Annotated in this window: 17 protein-coding genes; 14 read left to right on the top strand and 3 right to left on the bottom strand. The window is 30.0% G+C overall.

Annotation, left to right across the window (positions count from 1 at the left end):
- The 12 genes from CS884_RS04200 to CS884_RS04145 all read left to right on the top strand — a co-directional run bounded on the left by CS884_RS04200 (position 1) and on the right by CS884_RS04145 (position 12,894).
- Complete coding sequence (locus CS884_RS04200; protein WP_099320819.1) at positions 1 to 1,713, top strand: proline--tRNA ligase; 1,713 nt, start codon at positions 1 to 3, stop codon at positions 1,711 to 1,713.
- A 52-nt stretch (positions 1,714 to 1,765) separates the two neighbouring features.
- Complete coding sequence (fba, locus tag CS884_RS04195; protein WP_099320818.1) at positions 1,766 to 2,632, top strand: class II fructose-1,6-bisphosphate aldolase; 867 nt, start codon at positions 1,766 to 1,768, stop codon at positions 2,630 to 2,632.
- Between the two features lie 58 nt (positions 2,633 to 2,690).
- Complete coding sequence (gene rho, locus CS884_RS04190; RefSeq protein ID WP_099320940.1) at positions 2,691 to 3,995, top strand: transcription termination factor Rho; 1,305 nt, start codon at positions 2,691 to 2,693, stop codon at positions 3,993 to 3,995.
- 70 nt (positions 3,996 to 4,065) lie between these two features.
- The gene (gene rpmE, locus CS884_RS04185) at positions 4,066 to 4,269 is read left to right on the top strand and encodes a 50S ribosomal protein L31 (RefSeq protein ID WP_099320817.1); all 204 of its coding nucleotides are present in this window, start codon (positions 4,066 to 4,068) and stop codon (positions 4,267 to 4,269) included.
- A gap of 36 nt (positions 4,270 to 4,305) precedes the next feature.
- Positions 4,306 to 5,100: a peptide chain release factor N(5)-glutamine methyltransferase gene (prmC, locus tag CS884_RS04180; protein WP_099320816.1), complete on the top strand. Its 795-nt coding sequence runs from the start codon at positions 4,306 to 4,308 to the stop codon at positions 5,098 to 5,100.
- Between the two features lie 2 nt (positions 5,101 to 5,102).
- Positions 5,103 to 6,173, top strand: coding sequence for a peptide chain release factor 1 (gene prfA, locus CS884_RS04175; protein WP_099320815.1), 1,071 nt, complete (start codon positions 5,103 to 5,105; stop codon positions 6,171 to 6,173).
- Position 6,174: 1 nt separating this feature from the next.
- Positions 6,175 to 7,170: a cation diffusion facilitator family transporter gene (locus tag CS884_RS04170; protein ID WP_099320814.1), complete on the top strand. Its 996-nt coding sequence runs from the start codon at positions 6,175 to 6,177 to the stop codon at positions 7,168 to 7,170.
- Positions 7,151 to 8,188 (top strand): L-threonylcarbamoyladenylate synthase, encoded by a 1,038-nt coding sequence (locus CS884_RS04165; protein ID WP_099320813.1) that lies wholly within the window; start codon positions 7,151 to 7,153, stop codon positions 8,186 to 8,188. The genes CS884_RS04170 and CS884_RS04165 overlap by 20 nt, the downstream gene beginning before the upstream one ends.
- An 8-nt stretch (positions 8,189 to 8,196) precedes the next feature.
- Complete coding sequence (upp, locus tag CS884_RS04160) at positions 8,197 to 8,829, top strand: uracil phosphoribosyltransferase (RefSeq protein WP_099320812.1); 633 nt, start codon at positions 8,197 to 8,199, stop codon at positions 8,827 to 8,829.
- Positions 8,830 to 8,840: 11 nt separating this feature from the next.
- Positions 8,841 to 10,118 (top strand): UDP-N-acetylglucosamine 1-carboxyvinyltransferase, encoded by a 1,278-nt coding sequence (gene murA, locus CS884_RS04155; protein ID WP_099320811.1) that lies wholly within the window; start codon positions 8,841 to 8,843, stop codon positions 10,116 to 10,118.
- Complete coding sequence (locus CS884_RS04150; protein WP_099320810.1) at positions 10,119 to 12,275, top strand: ATP-dependent RecD-like DNA helicase; 2,157 nt, start codon at positions 10,119 to 10,121, stop codon at positions 12,273 to 12,275. It begins immediately after the preceding gene.
- The gene (locus CS884_RS04145) at positions 12,268 to 12,894 is read left to right on the top strand and encodes a ComF family protein (protein ID WP_257875748.1); all 627 of its coding nucleotides are present in this window, start codon (positions 12,268 to 12,270) and stop codon (positions 12,892 to 12,894) included. Before CS884_RS04150 ends, CS884_RS04145 begins: the two co-directional genes overlap by 8 nt.
- 46 nt (positions 12,895 to 12,940) lie before the next feature.
- On the opposite strand, the gene scfB is transcribed toward CS884_RS04145, so the two are convergent.
- Genes scfB through CS884_RS04130 form a run of 3 tightly spaced genes read right to left on the bottom strand, consistent with a single transcriptional unit; the run spans position 12,941 to position 15,897 of the window.
- The gene (gene scfB, locus CS884_RS04140) at positions 12,941 to 14,305 is read right to left on the bottom strand and encodes a thioether cross-link-forming SCIFF peptide maturase (RefSeq protein ID WP_099320808.1); all 1,365 of its coding nucleotides are present in this window, start codon (positions 14,303 to 14,305) and stop codon (positions 12,941 to 12,943) included.
- A 53-nt stretch (positions 14,306 to 14,358) separates the two neighbouring features.
- Positions 14,359 to 14,508: a six-cysteine ranthipeptide SCIFF gene (scfA, locus tag CS884_RS04135; RefSeq protein WP_099320807.1), complete on the bottom strand. Its 150-nt coding sequence runs from the start codon at positions 14,506 to 14,508 to the stop codon at positions 14,359 to 14,361.
- A 60-nt stretch (positions 14,509 to 14,568) separates the two neighbouring features.
- Complete coding sequence (locus CS884_RS04130; RefSeq protein WP_099320806.1) at positions 14,569 to 15,897, bottom strand: aminotransferase class V-fold PLP-dependent enzyme; 1,329 nt, start codon at positions 15,895 to 15,897, stop codon at positions 14,569 to 14,571.
- 110 nt (positions 15,898 to 16,007) lie between these two features.
- Here CS884_RS04130 and CS884_RS04125 point away from each other — a divergent pair, with 110 nt between their 5' ends.
- Complete coding sequence (locus tag CS884_RS04125; RefSeq protein ID WP_099320805.1) at positions 16,008 to 16,709, top strand: ABC transporter ATP-binding protein; 702 nt, start codon at positions 16,008 to 16,010, stop codon at positions 16,707 to 16,709.
- Between the two features lie 2 nt (positions 16,710 to 16,711).
- Positions 16,712 to 20,182, top strand: coding sequence for an FtsX-like permease family protein (locus CS884_RS04120; protein WP_099320804.1), 3,471 nt, complete (start codon positions 16,712 to 16,714; stop codon positions 20,180 to 20,182).
- The last annotated feature ends 2 nt before the right edge of the window (positions 20,183 to 20,184 follow it).

Here is a 20,184-nt window from a genome sequence, read left to right as displayed (position 1 = left end):
ATGAGATTATCGAATTATTATATGCCAACATTAAGAGAAGACCCAGTTGATGCTGAAACTGTAAGTCACAAATTATTAGTAAGAGCAGGATATATTAGAAAACAAGCATCTGGAATATATTCATTCTTACCATTAGGCAAGTTAGTTTTAAATAAAATTGAAAAAATTGTTAGAGATGCTATGAACGAATATGGAGCAATTGAAGTTTCCACATCAATTTTGCAACCTAGAGAAATTTGGGAGGCATCAGGTAGATGGGATACATTTGGTCCAGAGATGTTTAAATTAAAAGATAGACACGAAAGAGAATATGCCCTTGGACCAACAGCTGAGGAAGCCTTTGTGGCATTAATAAAAGATGAAATAAATTCCTACAAGCAATTACCTCTTAATCTTTATCAAATTGTAGATAAATTTAGAGATGAAAAAAGACCTAGATTTGGTATAAATCGTTCAAGAGATTTCCTAATGAAAGATGCCTATACTTTTGATAAGGATTATGAGAGTCTTGAAAAATCTTATATGAATATGTGGAAAGCTTATGAATATGCCTTTGATCAGATGAAACTTGATTATAAGATAGTTGAAGGTGACAATGGGGCAATGGGTGGTAGAAAATCACATGAATTTATAGCTCTTGCTGAAAGTGGAGAAGGTGTAATTTTATACACCGATGGAAGTGATGATGCCTACACAGATGAAAAAGCAAGAATAAAAATCGATCCTATAAGAGAAGAAGAAAGAAAACTAGAATTGGTAGAAACAATCGATACCAAAACTATCGAAGAAGTTTCTAACTTTTTGGATGTAGATCCTTCAAAATGTGCAAAGGCAATTGATTTATTGGTAGAAGGAGAACCAGTTTTCGTATTTATTCCTGGAAATAGAGAGCTAAATATGGCAAAACTCATATCATATCTTAAAGTTCCAGAACATGAAATCCAAATGTTAGATGATGAATCTATCTTAAAAATTACTTCTGCCAAAGCTGGATTTACAGGACCAATTGGCCTAAAAGATGCAAAAATTATCATAGATAAAAGTCTTACAGAAATAAACAATCTTGTTGTTGGAGCAAATAAAGACGACCATCATTATATCAATGCAAATTATGGTAGAGATTTTGATGGCGAAATTGCAGAAGATTTGATTTTGGCAAAAGAAAATGATCCAGCATACAATGGTTCAGGATTATACAAATCAGCAAGGGGTATAGAAGTAGGAAATATTTTCCAACTTGGAACAAAATACTCAGAAGCTTTAAATGCAAACTTTCTAGATGAAAATGGTGTAAGTAAGCCATTTATTATGGGCTCTTACGGCATAGGAGTATCAAGATCAATATCAGCAATCGTTGAGCAAAATTATGATGAAAATGGAATAATTTGGCCAACATCAGTTGCACCATTCCATGTGATTATTACACTTGTAAATACTAAAGATGAAAATCAAGTTAAACTTGCTGAAGATATATATCAAAGCCTAAAAGATAAGGGTATTGAAGTTTTATTAGATGATAGAAAAGAAAGAGCTGGAGTTAAATTTAACGATAGAGATCTAATTGGAATTCCTTATAGAATAACAGTTGGAAAAGATGCCATAAATGGACAAGTCGAATATTCTAAAAGAATTGATATGAAGAATTTGTTAATTGATAAAGGAGAAGCAATTTCTAAAATAGTATCTCAAATTAGTGAAGATTTAAGAAAATAATAGGGTATTATGATAATAGTTGGAAATTTTGAAATTTTATAAGGAGAATGAAATGTTAGTTAATGCAAAAGAATTTTTGGACAAGGCTTATGAAAATGGTTACGCTATAGCTCATTTTAACACAAACAACTTAGAATGGACCAGAGCAATTTTAGAAGCAGCAGAAGAGAAAAAAACAGCAGTTATCATAGCATCAAGTGAAGGTGCTGCAAAATACATGGGCGGATTTAAAGTTGTTGCAGATTTAGTTCGCGCTATGCATGATAGCTTAAATATCACAGTTCCAGTAGCAATTCACCTTGACCATGGTTCTTATGAGGGAGCAAAAGCTTGTATAGAAGCTGGATTTACATCAGTAATGTTTGACGGTTCTTCATTGCCACTAGAAGAAAATATCGAAAAAACAAAAGAAATAGTAGCTCTTGCTCACAGCAAAAACATCTCAGTTGAAGCTGAAGTTGGTGGAATCGGTGGAGAAGAAGATGGAGTTGCAAGCGAGGGTGAACTTGCAGATGTTGAAGAATGCAAAAAAATTGCCGCTTGCGGCATAGATTTCTTGGCAGCAGGTATAGGTAATATCCATGGAGTTTATCCAGCTAATTGGAAAGGCCTAAATTTTGATAGACTAAAAGAAATATCTGATGCTGTGAAAATGCCATTAGTATTACACGGTGGAACAGGAATTCCAGAAGATCAAATCAAAAAAGCCATTAGCCTTGGCGTTTCAAAAATAAATGTAAACACTGAATGTCAAATTGCTTTTGCAAAGGCAACAAGAGAATATATTGAAGCTGGCAAAGATAAAGAAGGCAAGGGATACGATCCTAGAAAATTATTGGCTCCAGGAACAAAAGCAATCAAAGAAGTTTTATATGAAAAAATTGCTATGATGGGCAGTGAAGGCTCAGCTAACAAATAAAAAAATTATTAGGGGTTGCAACTTAATATTAAGAAGCAATCCCTTTTTTAAGGTATATATGGAAAATTTAACAGAAAATACTGTAGCTAGTCTAAGGGAAATTGCAAAGTCACTAGAGATTCCTTCAGTTACTAGGTACAAAAAAGATGAACTTATAAAATTAATAGAAGAGGCAAAAAAAGAAAAGGAAGAAGAGCAAAAAGAAAAACAAGACAATGATTTGGGTGAAAAATTCGATTGCGAAGGTGTACTTGAAATTTTGCCAGATGGATTTGGATTTCTAAGATCTGACTTATATGAACAAGGTGATGACGATATTTACGTACCACCTAAGCAGATAAAAATGTTTAAGCTAAAAACAGGAGATTATATAAGGGGAATTGCTCGAGAAAAACACGACAAAGATAAATTTGCACCATTAATATTTGTAAGCGATGTAAACGGCCTAAAGCCAGCAGATGCATTTAATAGAGTTGGATTTGATGATTTAACCCCAATTTATCCAAATCAAAGAATTAAATTAGAAACTAGCAATAGAGATATTTCTGGAAGAATTGTAGACATAATTTCCCCAGTTGGAAAAGGTCAAAGAGGTCTTATCGTATCTCAACCTAAGGCTGGAAAAACAACTCTTATCAAAAACATAGAAAGATCTATTGAAAAAAATTACGATGATATTAAAATATTTGTTTTGCTAATAGATGAAAGACCAGAAGAAGTTACAGATTTCATAAGATTTGTAAATGAATACAGAGATCCAGACAATGACTATATGAGAACAGAGGTTGCATCATCAACTTTTGATATGCCACCACAAAATCATGTAGAAATAGCAGAGATGATCTTGGAACGTGCCAAAAGATTTGTCGAAGATAAAAAAGACGTGGTAATACTATTAGATTCAATAACAAGACTTGCAAGAGCCTACAACATCATAACTCCACAATCTGGAAAAACTTTATCTGGAGGTCTTGATCCTATGGCTTTGGTAGGTCCAAAACAATTTTTTGGAGCTGCAAGAAATGTTGAAAATGGTGGATCACTTACTATTCTAGCAACAGCTTTGGTTGAAACAGGATCTCGTATGGACGATTTGATTTTTGAGGAATTCAAAGGAACTGGAAATATGGAAGTTCATTTGGATAGAAGATTATCAGATAGAAGAATTTTCCCAGCTATAAACATAGAAAAATCATCAACTAGAAAAGAAGAATTATTATTATCAAAAGAAGAACTTGAAGCAATTTTCAAAATTAGAAAATCACAAATGGATGCGACTGGTTCAATTGTTGAATTAATTGATCTTTTAAGAAGAACAGATTCTAACGAAAGATTTGTAGAATTAATAAATAGAACACTTTAACTTGATTTGTTTTTAAAAACATGGTATAATAAAAAATGCTTATTGAATGAAGGAAAATAGAGGTGTTTATATGAAAAAAGAATTACATCCAGAATATCACCAAGCTAAAGTTACCTGCATTTCTTGTGGAAACGAATTTACAGTAGGTTCTACAGAAGAAGAAATCAAGGTAGAAGTTTGCAGCAATTGCCATCCATTCTACTCAGGTAAACAAAGAAATGCTGAACGTGGTGGTAATGTAGAAAAATTCAACAAAAGATATGGAAGAAAATAATAAGGTTAGGCAACTAACCTTATTTTTGTGTGCATAATGAAAATAAAAGATATAATAGAAAGAAAGAACGAAGATTTAATAATAGCTCTAACTTACTTATTGGATAAACCAAAATCATATTTGTATTTAAATCCAAATCAAAAGCTTGATAGTGATTTAAGCAAGAAAATTCTAGAAATTGAAAGTAAAATAGAAAAAGGATATCCACTCCAATATGCAATTGGCTATTGGAATTTTTATAATCTTAAATTAAAAGTAGATCAAAGAGCCTTAATTCCAAGATTTGAAACTGAGATAATAATAGATTATATAATTAAATCGAATTATAATAAAGAAAAAATATTAGACGTCGGTTCAGGATCAGGTGCAATAAGCTTAAGCTTAGCTTACAATCTTCCTAATTCAGAGATTGTTGGTCTTGATATAAGTAGAGAAGCTATTGACCTATCAAATGAAAATAAGAATAATTTAAGCTTACCAAATGTGGAATTTAAAATTTCTGATTTATTTGATAATATCGAAGAAAAATTTGATATAATAATTTCAAATCCACCTTATATCAACAAAAAAGATTATTTGAATTTGGATGAAAAATTGTATTACGAGCCTAAAAATGCTCTTTATGGTGGAGAAGATGGCTTATATTTTTACAGAAAAATCATAAGTGAAGCCAACAAATTTTTAAAAGAAGATGGTCATTTGATTTTTGAAATTGGATATGATCAAAAGAATGAGATAAATAAGCTGTTGGTCAAATCTGATTTTAAAAATATTGAAAATTTAAAAGATTTTAATGATTTTGATAGATTTGTTATAGCAAAGAAAGGATAAATATGTTTGATAATTTAAACCATATAAGAGAAAATTACAAAGAACTTGAAAGTAAACTTGCCGATCCAGCAATTTTATCTAATATAGATGAGTTTACCAAAATTTCTAGAGAATACAATTCCCTTAAACCAGTTGTAGAAAAATACGAAGAAATTTTAAAAGCTGAAGCCACAATTGAGGAAAATCAAGAATTACTAAACGAAACTAACGATAGCGAAATGGTTGAAATGCTAAAAGATCAAATTGCAGAAGAAAAGAAAAATTTAGAAATTTACAATAATGATTTAAAAATTCTTCTTATTCCAAAAGATCCTAACGACACCAAAGACGTTATTGTTGAAATTAGACCAGGTGCTGGTGGAGATGAAGCTGGACTTTTCGCTGGTGATTTATACAGAATGTACAATATGTATGCTGATAAGGCTGGCTTTAAAACAGAAGAAATAGAAGTTCAAACTCAAGGAGTTGGAGGAATAAAAGAAGCTACTTTTGTCGTAAAAGGCGAGGGAGCGTATTCAAAATTAAAATATGAATCTGGAGTTCACAGAGTTCAACGTGTGCCTGAAACAGAATCAGGTGGAAGAATTCATACCTCAACAGCAACAGTTGCAGTTTTGCCAGAAGTAGATGATGTAGATATAAATATTGACCCGAATGACATAAGAGTTGATGTTTATAGATCATCTGGAAATGGTGGACAATCTGTAAATACAACAGATTCTGCCGTAAGAATTACCCACATTCCAACAGGCTTAGTTGTAACTTGCCAAGATGAAAAATCTCAAATAAAAAATAAAGATAAGGCAATGAGAGTTCTTAGAGCTCGTCTTTATGAAATAGAAGAAGAAAAAAGAAACAAGGAAATAGCCGATAATAGAAAATCTCAAGTTGGTACTGGAGATAGAAGTGAGAGAATCAGAACCTATAATTTTCCACAAGGAAGAATTACAGATCATAGGATAAATAAAACTATTTATCAACTAGAAGATTTTTTAAATGGAGATATCGAAGAAATGATCGATTCATTAATAGCAGAAGATCAAACAAGAAAACTTGAACATATAGGAGAATAATTTGTTTAATTTTCTTTCTGAAAAATTTATTAAGGACTACAAAAATACGGATAATCCTGAAGTGAGATTAAAATTAATTTCTCTTTCATCTTCAATATCCATTATCTTAAATATAATACTAGCTATCAGCAAGTTAGTGATAGGCCTAATAGCAAATTCAGCAAGTATAATAAACGACGCCTTTAACAATTTATCTGATACAATGGTTGCTATTTTAGCATTTTTGGGTTCAAAATTAAGTAGAAAACCTGCAGATAAAGAGCATCCTCACGGCCATGGGAGGATGGAGTTTTTAGTTTCTATGTTTGTAGGAATTTTAATAATGTATGTAGGATTTCAATTATTTCTAAACTCTATTGGCAAATTCAAAGAAGATAATTTTGTAAAAATGAATTTTACAATTGCTTTAATTCTTATTTTAAGTATTTTGGCAAAAATTTATATTTATATTTTAAATAGGAGACTCTATTTTAAATTAGATTCTGAGCTAAACTATGGAGTTATGGTAGATTCAAGAAACGATATCTTATCAACACTTGCAATCATTATAAGTTTATATATCCAAAAATACGTGGATTTCAATGTAGATGCAATTGCAGGTATTTTCTTATCTGTAGCAGTCTTTATCCCTGGATTTAATATGTTTAAGGATACGCTAAATTATTTGATTGGCGAAAGAATAAATCCGGAAATTGAAGAAAAAATTTCAATTATACTTCTTGATAATGATTTTATAGTAGGTTTTCATAATTTGGAAATCCACGAATACGGAAAAGGTCATGTAGATGGTTCTGTGGATGTTGAAATTGCACAAAATTTATCTTTGCTTGTTGCCCATATGCTTATAACAGATATACAAAAAAGAATAAAAAAAGAAGTGGGAATAAAACTAAGCATACACATGGATCCTACTTATACCTTGATAATCGATGATGATATAAAAAAACAGATAGAAAATTTAGAAGAAAAGGCAAAATATGATTACGAAGATTTCTAAATTAGATAGCAAAAATATAGATGAAAATATTATAAAAAAAGCAAGTGACCTTATAAAAAATGGTGAGCTTGTAGCTTTTCCTACAGAAACTGTTTATGGATTAGGAGCTGACGGACTAAATGAAAATGCATGTAAAAAAATATTTGAAGCTAAGGGTAGGCCATCAGATAATCCATTAATTTTACATATTTCTAATATATCTATGTTGTATAATTTAGTAGAAAATATAGATCCAAAATCAAAAAAATTAATAGATAAGTGCTGGCCAGGCCCACTAACTATAATTTTTAAAAAATCAAAGATAATACCAAATATTATAACTGCAGGACTTGATACTGTAGCTATTAGATTTCCAAGCAATAAGATTGCACAAAGCCTAATCGAAACTTCAAATACTCCAATAGCAGCACCAAGTGCCAATATTTCAGGAAAGCCATCTCCAACAAGAGCAGATGATGTATATAATGATATGAATGGCAAAATCAAGCTCATTTTAGATGGTGGAGAATCTGATATTGGAATAGAATCAACTGTAATTGACATGAGTGAAGATATTCCAACTATTTTAAGGCCAGGATTTTATACTTTTGAATTTATCAAAGAAATTTTATCAGATGTAAGATTAGATGATAGCTTAGTTGATAATTCAAAAATTCCTAAATCTCCAGGACAAAAATATAAACATTATGCACCAAAAGCAAAAATGGAAGTTTACCTAGGAGAAAAATCAGAAGAAGCTATAAAAACAAAGGCTTTGGAATTAGAAGAAAAAGGATTAAAAGTTGGTGTATTAGTTTTTGATCAATATAAGAATGATTTTAAGGACTATTTTTTAATTAGCTTAGGAGATAAAGCTGACTTATCTTATATGAGTCATGTTTTATTTACATCCTTAAGATTGATGGATATGGAAAATGTAGATGTAATCCTAGCTCAAGGAGTTGAAGAAATAAACTTGGGTAAGAGTATAATGAATAGGATGAAAAAATCAGCATCAGGAAATGTAATTTACTTATAGGAGAGATTATGCAAGAGAGAGTAAAAGTATTAGACCACCCAGTAATTAAACACAAAATTTCTATTTTAAGAGATATAAATACTGGATCAAATGAGTTTAGATCAATAATTAAAGAAATTGCAATGATTTTAGCTTATGAAGCCAGCAAGGATTTAGAATTAGAAGAATATGAAGTTGAAACTCCAATAACAAAAACAACTGGCTACAGACTATCAGGTAAAAAGCTTGGTATTGTGCCAATTCTTAGAGCAGGACTTGGAATGGTTGATGGAGTTTTGGAAGTTTTCCCAGCTGCCAAAATTGGACATATTGGTATGTATAGAGATGAGAAAACTTTAAAACCAGTTGAATATTATTCAAAACTACCACTAGATGTTGATAAAAGAGACATTTTTGTAATTGATCCTATGCTTGCTACAGGTGGATCTGCTTGCGATGCAATAGAAAACCTTAAAGCAAAAGGTTGTAATTCTATAAGATTACTTTCTATAATTGCAGCTCCAGAAGGCCTAGAAAAATTAGGCAAAGAGCATCCAGATGTGGCTATAACTGTAGCTCAACTTGATGAAGGATTAAATGAAAATAGTTATATTGTACCAGGTCTTGGCGATGCGGGAGATAGATTATTTGGCACAAAATAAAGGAATATTAAATGGATAATAAAGAAATATTAGTAATAAATGGAGGCAAGCCTTTAGAGGGAGAGGTTTGTATATCAGGAGCAAAAAACTCAGCCTTACCAATACTTGCAGCTTGCGTTTTGGGAACTGAAGAAATTATCTTAGAAGCAGTTCCAAAGCTAAAAGATGTGGAGATAATGATTGATGTTTTAAGACATTTAGGCAGTAAGGTTGAATACATTGATGATGAAACTGTAAGAATTGATTCTTCAAATATAAACACCTGCGAAACTCCGTTTGAATTGATGGATAAAATGCGTGCATCTTTTGTGGTTATGGGTCCTCTTTTATCAAGATTCAAAAAAGCCTACACAAAAGCTCCTGGAGGATGTAATATTGGTGCAAGACCAATCGATCTACATCTTAAGGGTTTTCAAGCACTAGGTGCAGAAAGCATGGTAAATGATGATGAGATTTCAATAACAACAGATGGTGAGCTTTTTGGCAATGAAATATATCTTGACTTCCCATCAGTAGGTGCTACACAAAATATAATGATGGCAGCAACTTTAGCAAAAGGTGAAACAACCATAGAAAATGCAGCAAAAGAACCAGAAATTGTTGATTTGGCTTCATTTTTATCAAAAATGGGTGCAAAAATTAAAGGAGCTGGAACATCTACAATTGTGATTGAAGGAGTTGAAAAACTTACAGGAGCTCGTCATACAATCATCCCTGATAGGATTGAGGCTGCAAGTTATATGATTGCTGCAGTGATGACAAAAGGGGATGTAACAATAAAAAATGTTATAGGATCTCACATTAGACCAATCATAGCAAAGCTTATTGAAATGGGAGCAAGTGTAGAAGAATATGAAGATGAGGATATAATCAGAGTTAGTACTAATCATAGGTTAAAACCAACCAATGTTCAAACTCTACCATATCCAGGTTTTCCTACAGATGCACAAGCTCAATTTATGGCACTAATGACAGTTTGCAATGGAGAAAGTAAAATTCAAGAAACTGTTTTTGAAAATAGGTTTATGCATGTTGAACAACTTAACAAAATGGGAGCTGCGATTGCAACTAGTGGCAATAGGGCGACTGTTGTTGGCGTTGACAGACTCCATGGAGCTAGCGTAAAAGCGACAGATCTTAGAGCTGGTGCAGCTTTAGTTATGGCTGGACTTACAGCAAAAGGCGAAACTAGAGTTTCTGATATTTATCATATAGATAGGGGCTACAGCGACCTTGAGGGTAAATTTAGAAAATTGGGAGCTGACATAAAGAGAGTTAAAGAAAAATAAATGGAAATTAAAGGCATAGTAACTAATATAATTTATAGAAATGAAGAAAATGGCTATACTATAATAAAGCTAAAAACATCTGACGATTCTATAACTTGTGTTGGTACTATGCCTATTTTTAATGAAGGCGACAATGTAAATATCATTGGAACTTTTGTTTATCATGATAAATATGGTGAACAGATAAATGTAGATTCTATAAGTTTAGTAAAACCAAATGACAAGACAGGAATTATAAATTTTCTTGCCAATTCAAATATCAAAGGAATAGGCAAAAAAACTGCTATTGTTATATATAATGAATTTGGCAAAGATTCCATCGATATTATTTACAAAAATCCTGAGAAGCTTTTAAAAATAAAAGGCATTGGCAAGAAAAAATTAGAAGAAATTAAAATTTCATCAAATGATCTAAAAGAATCAAGGGATACCATTTTATTTTTACAAAACTTAAATATTTCCTACAACTTATCAATGAAAATTTATAAGCTTTATAAGGAGAACACCATAGATATCATCAAATCAAACCCCTACAAGCTAGTAGAAGATATTTCTGGCATAGGCTTTGCTATTGCTGATAAAATTGCCTTTAATATGCAAATAGCATCAAATTCAAAATTTAGAATTTCGGCTGGTATAAATTATATTTTATCCTACGAAGCTGATTTTAACGGTCACTGCTCTATAGAATACGATTTGCTTGTAAAAAAAGTTTCAAAGCTATTAAATATCACAAGCGAAGATATAAAAAAAGAGATAGACGATGATGCTATCGAGAGAAAAATCGACATTGTCATAATAGAAGATAAGAAATATGTTTACAAAAATTCCTTGTTTAAGGCTGAAAAATTTATAGCAACCGCATTATTTTTAAAGAAAAATAGTCCTTATATTTTTGATGTAGATATAGATTTTGATTTCTCTATATTTTCAAAAGAGCAAGAAAACGCAATTACTGAGGCTTTTAAGAATATGCTTTTAGTAATAACTGGTGGTCCTGGTACTGGAAAAACCACAGTTATAAAGGCTATTACAAAAATATTAACCGACAACAAACTAACTTATGCTCTCCTTGCACCAACTGGCAGAGCAGCAAAAAGAATTCAAGAATCTTCAAACGAACAAGCCTACACAATTCATAGACTATTAGGCATCAAACCTGAAGAAAAAGTCGCCCTATATAATCAAGATAATCCAATTGATAAAGATTATATTATCGTAGATGAGATGAGTATGGTTGATATTTATTTGATGCGACAACTTTTATCAGCTATTTCTGAAAATACAGCCCTAATTATGGTAGGAGATAGCGACCAACTTCCTTCTGTGGGCCCTGGAAATGTTTTAAAAGATATTATAAATACAAATATCAAAACCGTAAGACTTGAAAAAATTTATAGGCAATCACTTAAATCAAATATCATAGTAAATGCTCATAGAATAAACAAGGGTCAGTACCCGATATTAAATGAAGCTGACAAGGACTTTTTTTTCATAGAGGCAAATCAGAATAATTTTGATTTTGTACTTGGAGATTTAGTTTCCAATAGACTAGCAAAATTTTATAACTTTGACAGCATAAAAGATATACAAATATTATGTCCAAGCAAAAAAACTAATTGGGGTTCTCAAAATATCAATAAAAATCTTCAAAAATTGTTAAATAAATCAGAAAAAAGCCTTAAAATAAATGATAAAAATTTTAAAGTTGATGATAAAGTTATGCAAATTAGAAATAATTATGATCTAATTCCAGAAAATTCATCAGTAGATGCTGAGGGAGTTTATAATGGTGATATTGGCTTTATCGACAGTATAGATTATCAAGAAGAGATGATAAAGGTAATTTTTTATGATGGATCTTTGGTAAGCTACAATAAAGAAGATATAAAAGATTTGGAACTTTCCTATGCAATTACAATTCATAAGTCACAAGGTTCAGAATTTGATTGTGTAATAATCCCGATGATGCAAGTTGCTCCAATGCTTTTAAATAGAAATCTACTATACACAGGCATAACACGTGCTAAAAAATTGCTTGTCTTAGTTGGAGAAAAAAGAATTTTAAAGCAAATGATAGATAATAATTATTCCAACAAAAGATTTACAAATTTATCCTATTGGATAAAGGAAATGGAGAATATGAATTTTGATTGACTTTTTATTTTTGGATAAAAATACCTGCTATCTTTGCAAGGAAAATCCTATTTCCCATCATTCTTTGTGCAAAAAATGCTTGAAAAAATTGGATTATGTGGCAAATAAATTTGATATTGATGATATTTCTGCTCATGCTATCTATTACTACAACGAAGAAATGAAAAAATTAGTAGCAGATTACAAATTTAATAGAAATACTTCTTTAGCTAAAGTATTCGCCAGCATGATTTTTGATTATGGCAAAGTAAATGATTTGTTTTCATGCGATTATATTTTACCATCACCATCTTCAAAAAAAGTCTTAAACAAAAGAGGTTTTGACCATATCAAAATGATAACAGATTATTTTATTGACCAAATCAAGCCAAATTACCTTGAAAATTTTAGAAAAATTTCTGAAACAAAAGCCCAACATAAGCTAAATAAAGAAGAAAGATCTTATAATCTAAAGGGAGCTTTTAGTATAGACTCTGATTTAAAAAATAAATCTATTTTGATAATTGATGATATTATAACGACTGGAAATACCGTAAAGGAAATTGGAAAAGTTTTAAAAGAAAAAAATGCTAGGGAAGTAAAAGCACTAGCAATAACATCAGAACATAGATTAAGTTAAAAAGAACTCTTTAGATTAGTTGCTAATCAATAAAGAGTTCTATTTTTTAAGCTTCTTTCATATATTGGTAAATTTTAATAGCTATTGCCATTTCAATTCTTTTTCTAAATAGTTTGCAAGAATAATCGCAAGTTGAATTTATATCGCCGTTAGCATTGTAATTATTTGCAGCACAGCCACCAGAACAATACATACTTGCCCAACAAGTTTTACATTCTTCTTTGGAATAACAATTGCAAGTCTTAAATTCGTTTATCAAGTCATTTCTAAGAATTCCTTGATCAAGATTTCCTATTACAAAATCGCTATTTCCAACAAATTGATGGCAAGGATATAAGGATCTATCAGGAGTAATTGCCATATATTCGCTCCCAGATCCACAACCACTTATTCTTTTTTGAGCACAAGGACCATTTTCAAGATCTATCATAAAATGATAAAAAATAAATTCGTCATCCTTATCAATTGCTTCTATCATCATATCGGCTAATTTTTCGTATTGGTCATACAAAAAAGGCAAATCTTCATCTTTTAGGGCAAAATCTTCCTTGGAATTTCCCACAACTGGCTCAAGTGATGTTCTTTTAAATCCCAAATCAAGATAAGTTTTTATATCATTTGTAAAATCAAGATTATTAGCTGTAAAAGTTCCTCTTATATAGTATTCCTTATCTTTTCTTTGCTTAACAAAATTTTGAAAGTTTGGAACTACAAGATCAAAAGAACCCTTACCAGATAAGGTTTTTCTAAAATTATCATGTACTTCAGCTCTGCCATCAAGAGATAATACCACATTTTTCATATTCTCATTTAGATATGCAATTTTTTCATCATCTAAAAGCATGCCATTAGTTGTAAGGGTAAAATTAAAATGCTTATTGTATTTTTCTTCTAAACTTCTTGCATAAGTTACAGTTTCTTTTACAACCTTCCAATTCATTAGTGGCTCTCCACCAAAAAAATCAATATCAAGATTATAATGATTTCCAGAATTTTTTATAAGAAAATCTACCGCATCTTTGGCAGTTCCAAGAGTCATTAGGGCATCTTTTCCTTGATATTTGCCACCCTTTGCAAAACAATATTGGCAGGAAAGATTGCATGTGTGAGCTACATTAAGACAAATTGCCTTAACGTAAGTTGGTCTTTTATTAAGATCTATGGATAAATTTGAAAAGTTATCAGTTGAAAATAACAAATTTTCTTTAACTAAATTATTAACTTCTTCATAAGCTTCATCATATTCTTCATCTGATAAGTTATATTTTTCTAACTTTTTTCTAATCTCATCCTTATTATAATTTTCAAATAAGGAAATAATCTCATAAGTAACATCATCGACAGCGTGGACTGAACCACTAAATGTATCTAAAACTATATTAAAGCCTTTGGCTTTATATTGGTGTATCATCATTTCTCCTTAACTTAAATAAATCACAAAAGAAAAAAATAAGGGCTAATCCCTTATTTTTCTTTATGGCTAACACATTCTTGGTTAGCAACTCCACAAGATGTTTTGCAAGCAGATTGGCAAGAGGTTTGGCATTCACCACAACCACCATTTTCTTTGCTCTTGTGAAGATTTCTAGTGTTTAAAGTTACTATTCTTTTCATATGTATGCTCCTTTATATAATCGCTATACAACTTAATATTATCAGTTTTATAATAATTTGTCAATTTAGGATAAAAATCCTATCATCAATATTTAAATCAATAGAATTTTTTTGAAAATATTTGATATTGTCAATTATATTTCTGGAAATAATCTCTCCTGGAGCAATTATTGGAATGCCTGGTGGATAAGCGTAAACAAACTGAGCGGATATTTTATTTTCTGCTAAATTTAAATCTATAAGAGTTTTTCTAGCTAAGATTGCACGACTAATCTCCATAGATTTTTTAGGGATTTCATAGGAAAAGTCCATATTTGTATTTCTATATTCTATGGCTCTATCGATTTTTACTAAGGCATTTTTTAATCTTTCAAAGCCTTCTTTTCTATCAAAAATACTTGATATAAGTAGGGCGTAGGAAGGATAAGCCATTTCAATTTCAATTTTTTCTTCTCTTAATTTATTTGCCAGCATTTCCCCAGAAATATTTGTATTTATTGTAGAAATTAGTATTTTTGACCTATCTTTATTTTTTTTATCAATTAATTTTAGTTTATCTAAATTTATATTGTAAATATCATCTAAATATAAATCTAAGATTTCATACATCTTATAAAAAGAATCAAATTTTTCAAGCATTTCATCTATTGATTGCAAGACCACATAAGAGGGGGAAGATGTTTGGAAAATAGCCATATTTCTACGTATCTCATCTGATAAGCTTAGATCATTAATTAAAACAGCTGAGCTAGGTGTAAGTGCTGATAAATTTTTATGAAAAGATGTTATTGCAATATCAAAATTATTCTCATATTTTCCAAAAAGTAAGCTGTGAGAACCATGAGCCATATCTAAGATTAAGGCTGTTTCATATTTTTTTGTAAGTTGATAAATTTTTTTTAAGTCTAAATAATAGCCTTCATAAGATGAGGAAGTTATGACAAGAGCCGCGTATTTTTTTGATTTTAATTTATTTTCCAAATCTTTATAAGAAATATCAATTATAGATCCAATATCATCAACTGAAACATTTACATAATCACTATGTAAATTAAAAATTTCGATGGCATTGTAAACTGATTTATGGCAAGATCTTTGAATTAAAATATTTTTATTTTCATAAGTTAGACTTCTAATTGTAGATAAAATTCCACAAGTTGAGCCATTGGTAGAAATTATTGAATCTTTTACCTTATAAATTTTAGCAATTTTTTCTTCCATTTTTAAAAAAATATCCCTAGGATCATTTAGATTATCAAAACCATAAATTTCTGTTAAATCTCTTTTGTATGGCAAATCAGAACGTAAGATATCAGTTCTTTTTGCTCCTGGCATATGAAAGGGATAATAATTTTCTTTTAAATAAGCATCAAGTTTTTCATTTAGCATAGGTAACTCCTGATAAGTATTTTACTCTAAAAAAATTCTTATAATAATACAATGACTAAAAGTCTAATTTTGGTATAATATTATTTATAAAGTATATTAGAAAGGTTTTTATGGCATACATAAAATTAAACAATTTAAGAAAAGAATATAAATCTGGTAGTAGCATCATTGTTGCTAATGATAACATTAGTTTTTCACTTGAAAAGGGAAAATTATTAGTTATTGTTGGTGCATCCGGTGCCGGCAAAACTACTCTTTTAAATATTTTAGGTGGCATGGAAAAAGCAAGTTCTGGAGAAGTTTTTATAGATGATAAGGACTTATCCAAATTAAACGATATTGATTTAACTAGTTATAGAAGAAATGACGTTGGTTTTGTCTTTCAACATTATAATCTTGTTGGCAATTTAACTGCTTTGGAAAATGTAGAATTATCTGCAGAAATTGCAGAAAATGCCCTAGATCCAAAAAAGATTTTAGAAGAAGTTGGCCTTAGCAATAGGTCAAATAATTTTCCTTCACAACTTTCTGGAGGAGAGCAACAAAGAGTTGCCATAGCAAGAGCTCTTACAAAAAATCCAAAGTTGTTATTATGTGATGAACCAACAGGCGCTCTAGATTATGAAACAGGCAAAAACATTTTAAAGCTTTTGCAAGATGCATCTCATAAAATGGGAGCAACAGTAATAATAATTACCCACAACTCGCTTATAAAACCAATGGCAGATCAGGTAATTGAACTTAGAGATGGAAAAATTATAGAAAACTATATTAATGAAAGTCCAGAAGATATCGAAGAAATTGAGTGGTAAAAATGAACAAGACCTACTTGAAAAATAATTTGAGAGATATAAAAAATAACAAAGGTAAAGTATTATCAATTGCTATAATGATTGGGCTTGCAACTCTTGTAGTAGTTGCAATGACCTTAACTGGGCCGTCAATGAGAAATACCTTAAATAAATCTCTTAATACTTACAAACATCCAGATATAATAGTTAAATCTACTTATGGCTTGGATTATGAAGATGATTTGATAATAAGCAAAGATAAGGATATTGAAAAAATCACAAAAATCAAAGCTTCCGACCTTCTTATCGATGATAATTTGATAAGAGTTAAAGCCTATAATGATAATATAAAAAAATCAGTCCTTACAAAAGGATATATGCCTAGGAAAAAAGATGAAATTGCCTTAGAAGATTCCTTAGAAGATTCTTATAAAATCGGGGATAAGATAAAATTAAAATACATCAAAAACTCAAAATTTGATGAAAAAGCTCTTAAAAATTTAACCTATGAAGTTGTTGGCTTTTACAAATCTTCTGATCATTTTATGGAAGATATGAGAGAGCTTTCTTTTGCTGCAAAAAAAGAATTAAGTGGATATGCCTATGTATTAGAAGAAAATTTTGATACTGATAAATTTTCTGAAATAAATATTGTATATAAAAATACTAATAATTTAGATAAAACAAGCAAGGATTACGAGAAATTTGTAGAAGATAAAAAAGAAAAAATCGAAAAAGATATTGCTAATAGACCAAAAGAAGTTTTAGAAAAAATAAAAAAAGATTCTAATGATGATATCAAAAAAGCTCAAAATGACATAGATTCTGCAAAAAAAGAGCTTTCTGATGGAGAGAAAAAATTAGATGATGCAAAGGAAGAACTTGATAAGGGTTTTAAAGATTATGAAAAAGGCAAAAAAACATTTGACCAAAAAATCCTAGATGGGAAAAAATCTTTAGAATCTTCCAAAAAAGAACTTATTGACGGTGAAAAAAAATTAAAAGATGGTCAAAAAGAATATGAAGAAAATATAGCAATTTTTAATGATAAGATAAAAAAAGCTGAAGAAGAAATTGCTAAAAATGAGAAAGAATTAAAAAATGGCCAAAAACAAATTGATGAAGGCTATTTAAAAATTAACCAAGGCTATAAATTATTAGATGATGAATTTTCTAAAGCTAGAGAAAAGCTAAATGCTGGAAAAGTTCAACTTGATAAGGCAAAAGAAGAAATTGATCAAAAAGAAAATGAACTTTTAAAACTTGAACAATTATTAAATCAAAGTCCTAAAAATAATCTTGGAATGGAAATTCCAAACGAATACAAAAATTTAAGCGCTTCTGATTTATTAAATATGAAAGCTCAATTAGAAGAAGCAAAAAATCAATATAATGAGGGTCTAAATGATTATAAGGCCAACAAACTTTTGCTAGAAAATAAGTACAATGCTGAAAAATCAAAGATAGATGATCAAAAAGCTATTCTTGACCAAAAACAAAGTGAAATAAATTCTGGCATAAAGAAATTAAATGAAGGAAAAAGTAAGCTAGAAAGTCAAAAAACTTCAGGAAAGAAAGAATTAGATCAGGCAAAGAATAAAATATCAAATTCCAAAAAAGAAATTGCTGATGGTTGGCAAAAATATAATGAGGGAATAAAAGACTTTAATTACCAAAAACAAAAGGGTGAAAAAGAGCTTAGAGATAATTACAAAAAACTTTTAGATGGCAAAGACGAATACGATAAGAATTTAGAAAAATTTACCAAAGAAAAAAATGACGCCCAAAAAGAAATTGCCGATGGCGAAGTTGAAATTGAAGATGGCAAAGATGCTTTGGCAAGATTAGTTGATCCAAAGTACACAGTAGAAAATATTTTTGAAAATCAAGGGATAAATACCTATTATCAAAATAGTTTGAATATGGATCAAATGACGAAAGTTTTTCCGACATTTTTCTATCTAGTAGCAATGCTTGTTTCTTTAACAACTATGAAACGTTTTATAGATGAGCAGAGAGTTATAAATGGAACTTTAAAATCATTGGGCTATACAAACTCACAAATAAGCCAAAGATTTTATTTTTACGGTCTAATTCCGACTATTATTGGCTCTCTAATTGGAGCTATATTGGGTAGATTAATTGTAGCAGAAGTAATTATAAAAGCCTATTCATCTGGTTTTAATAATTTAGGAATTGATTATGTAAATCCAATTTCTTATATGGCTTTTGCTATACTTTTATCAGCATTTTTGATAGCAATAACTGTTCATTTATCCTCAAATGAAACCATTAGAGAAACTCCTGCAAGCTTACTTAGAGGTAAATCTCCAGAAGTTGGCAAAAAAATCCTAATGGAAAAGATAAGTCCAATTTGGAGAAGACTTTCATTTTTGCAAAAAATTACCGCAAGGAATTTATTTAGGTATAAATCTAGGATGTTTATGACCTTATTCGGCGTTGGAGGGTGCACTGCTCTTACATTTTTCGGTTTTGCGATGATCGATTCAATAAAAGATACAGTGAACTTACAAAAAAATGCAATTAATCATTACGATGTTGTTGCAGCAATTGATGAAAAATCAAAAGAATCTGATTTAGCAAGTTTTTATAAAAAAATTGAAGATTTTGATCACCTTCAAATAAAAATGCAAGAAGTAAAAATCACAAAAAATAATGAAAAACGTAAGCTAAATTTTGTGGTATTTAATGATACAGATAATTTGGATAAATTTGTAAGTCTTCACACCAACAAAGGAAAAGCTATAGATTTATCAAAAGAAGAAGCGGTTATTACTGAAAAGGCCTTCAATAAATTAAATTTAAAGAAAAATGATTTGATAAAATTTGACAAAGATGGCAAAGAAATAAAAGTCAAAGTAACAAATTTTTCTGAAAATTATACTGGTGATTTTATTTACATGACAAAAGAAAAGTATGAACAAGTCACAGGAGAAAAATACCAAACTAATGCAGTTTATCTAAAGGGAAATTCAGATAAAATAATAAAGAAAATTGAAAATGAAAATTCTATAAACGCGATTACTAATACAAGCGTGATTTATTCATCAATAGATGTATTGATGGCAAATTTAAATTTAGTAATTGGAGTAATAACTTTAATTTCAATAATGCTAGCTCTTGTAGTTTTGTACAATTTGATAAATATCAATGTTAGTGAAAGAAAAAGAGAATTGGCAACAATAAAAGTTTTGGGATTTTATCCAAAAGAAGTTACTAGCTACATCTCAAGAGAAATTTCAATTCTTACTTTGCTTGGAATTTTGCTTGGTTATGTTTTAGGAATTGCTATGTTTAGATACGTAATAGCTGTAGTTGCACCAGAAAATGTACTACTCGCTTACAGAACTCACCCTAGTGCCTATATTTTTAGTGGAGCTTTAACAATACTAATACTTCTTGTTCTTATAATTTTTGTTCACAAAAATTTAAAGAAAATCGATATGGCTGAAGCGATGAGTTCTGGAGAATAGGA

Origin of the sequence: Anaerococcus sp. Marseille-P3625, assembly GCF_900232825.1 — a bacterium.
Classification (GTDB): domain Bacteria; phylum Bacillota; class Clostridia; order Tissierellales; family Peptoniphilaceae; genus Anaerococcus.
Note: the sequence above shows the minus strand (reverse complement) of the source record. Positions and strands in the feature narration are given on the sequence as shown.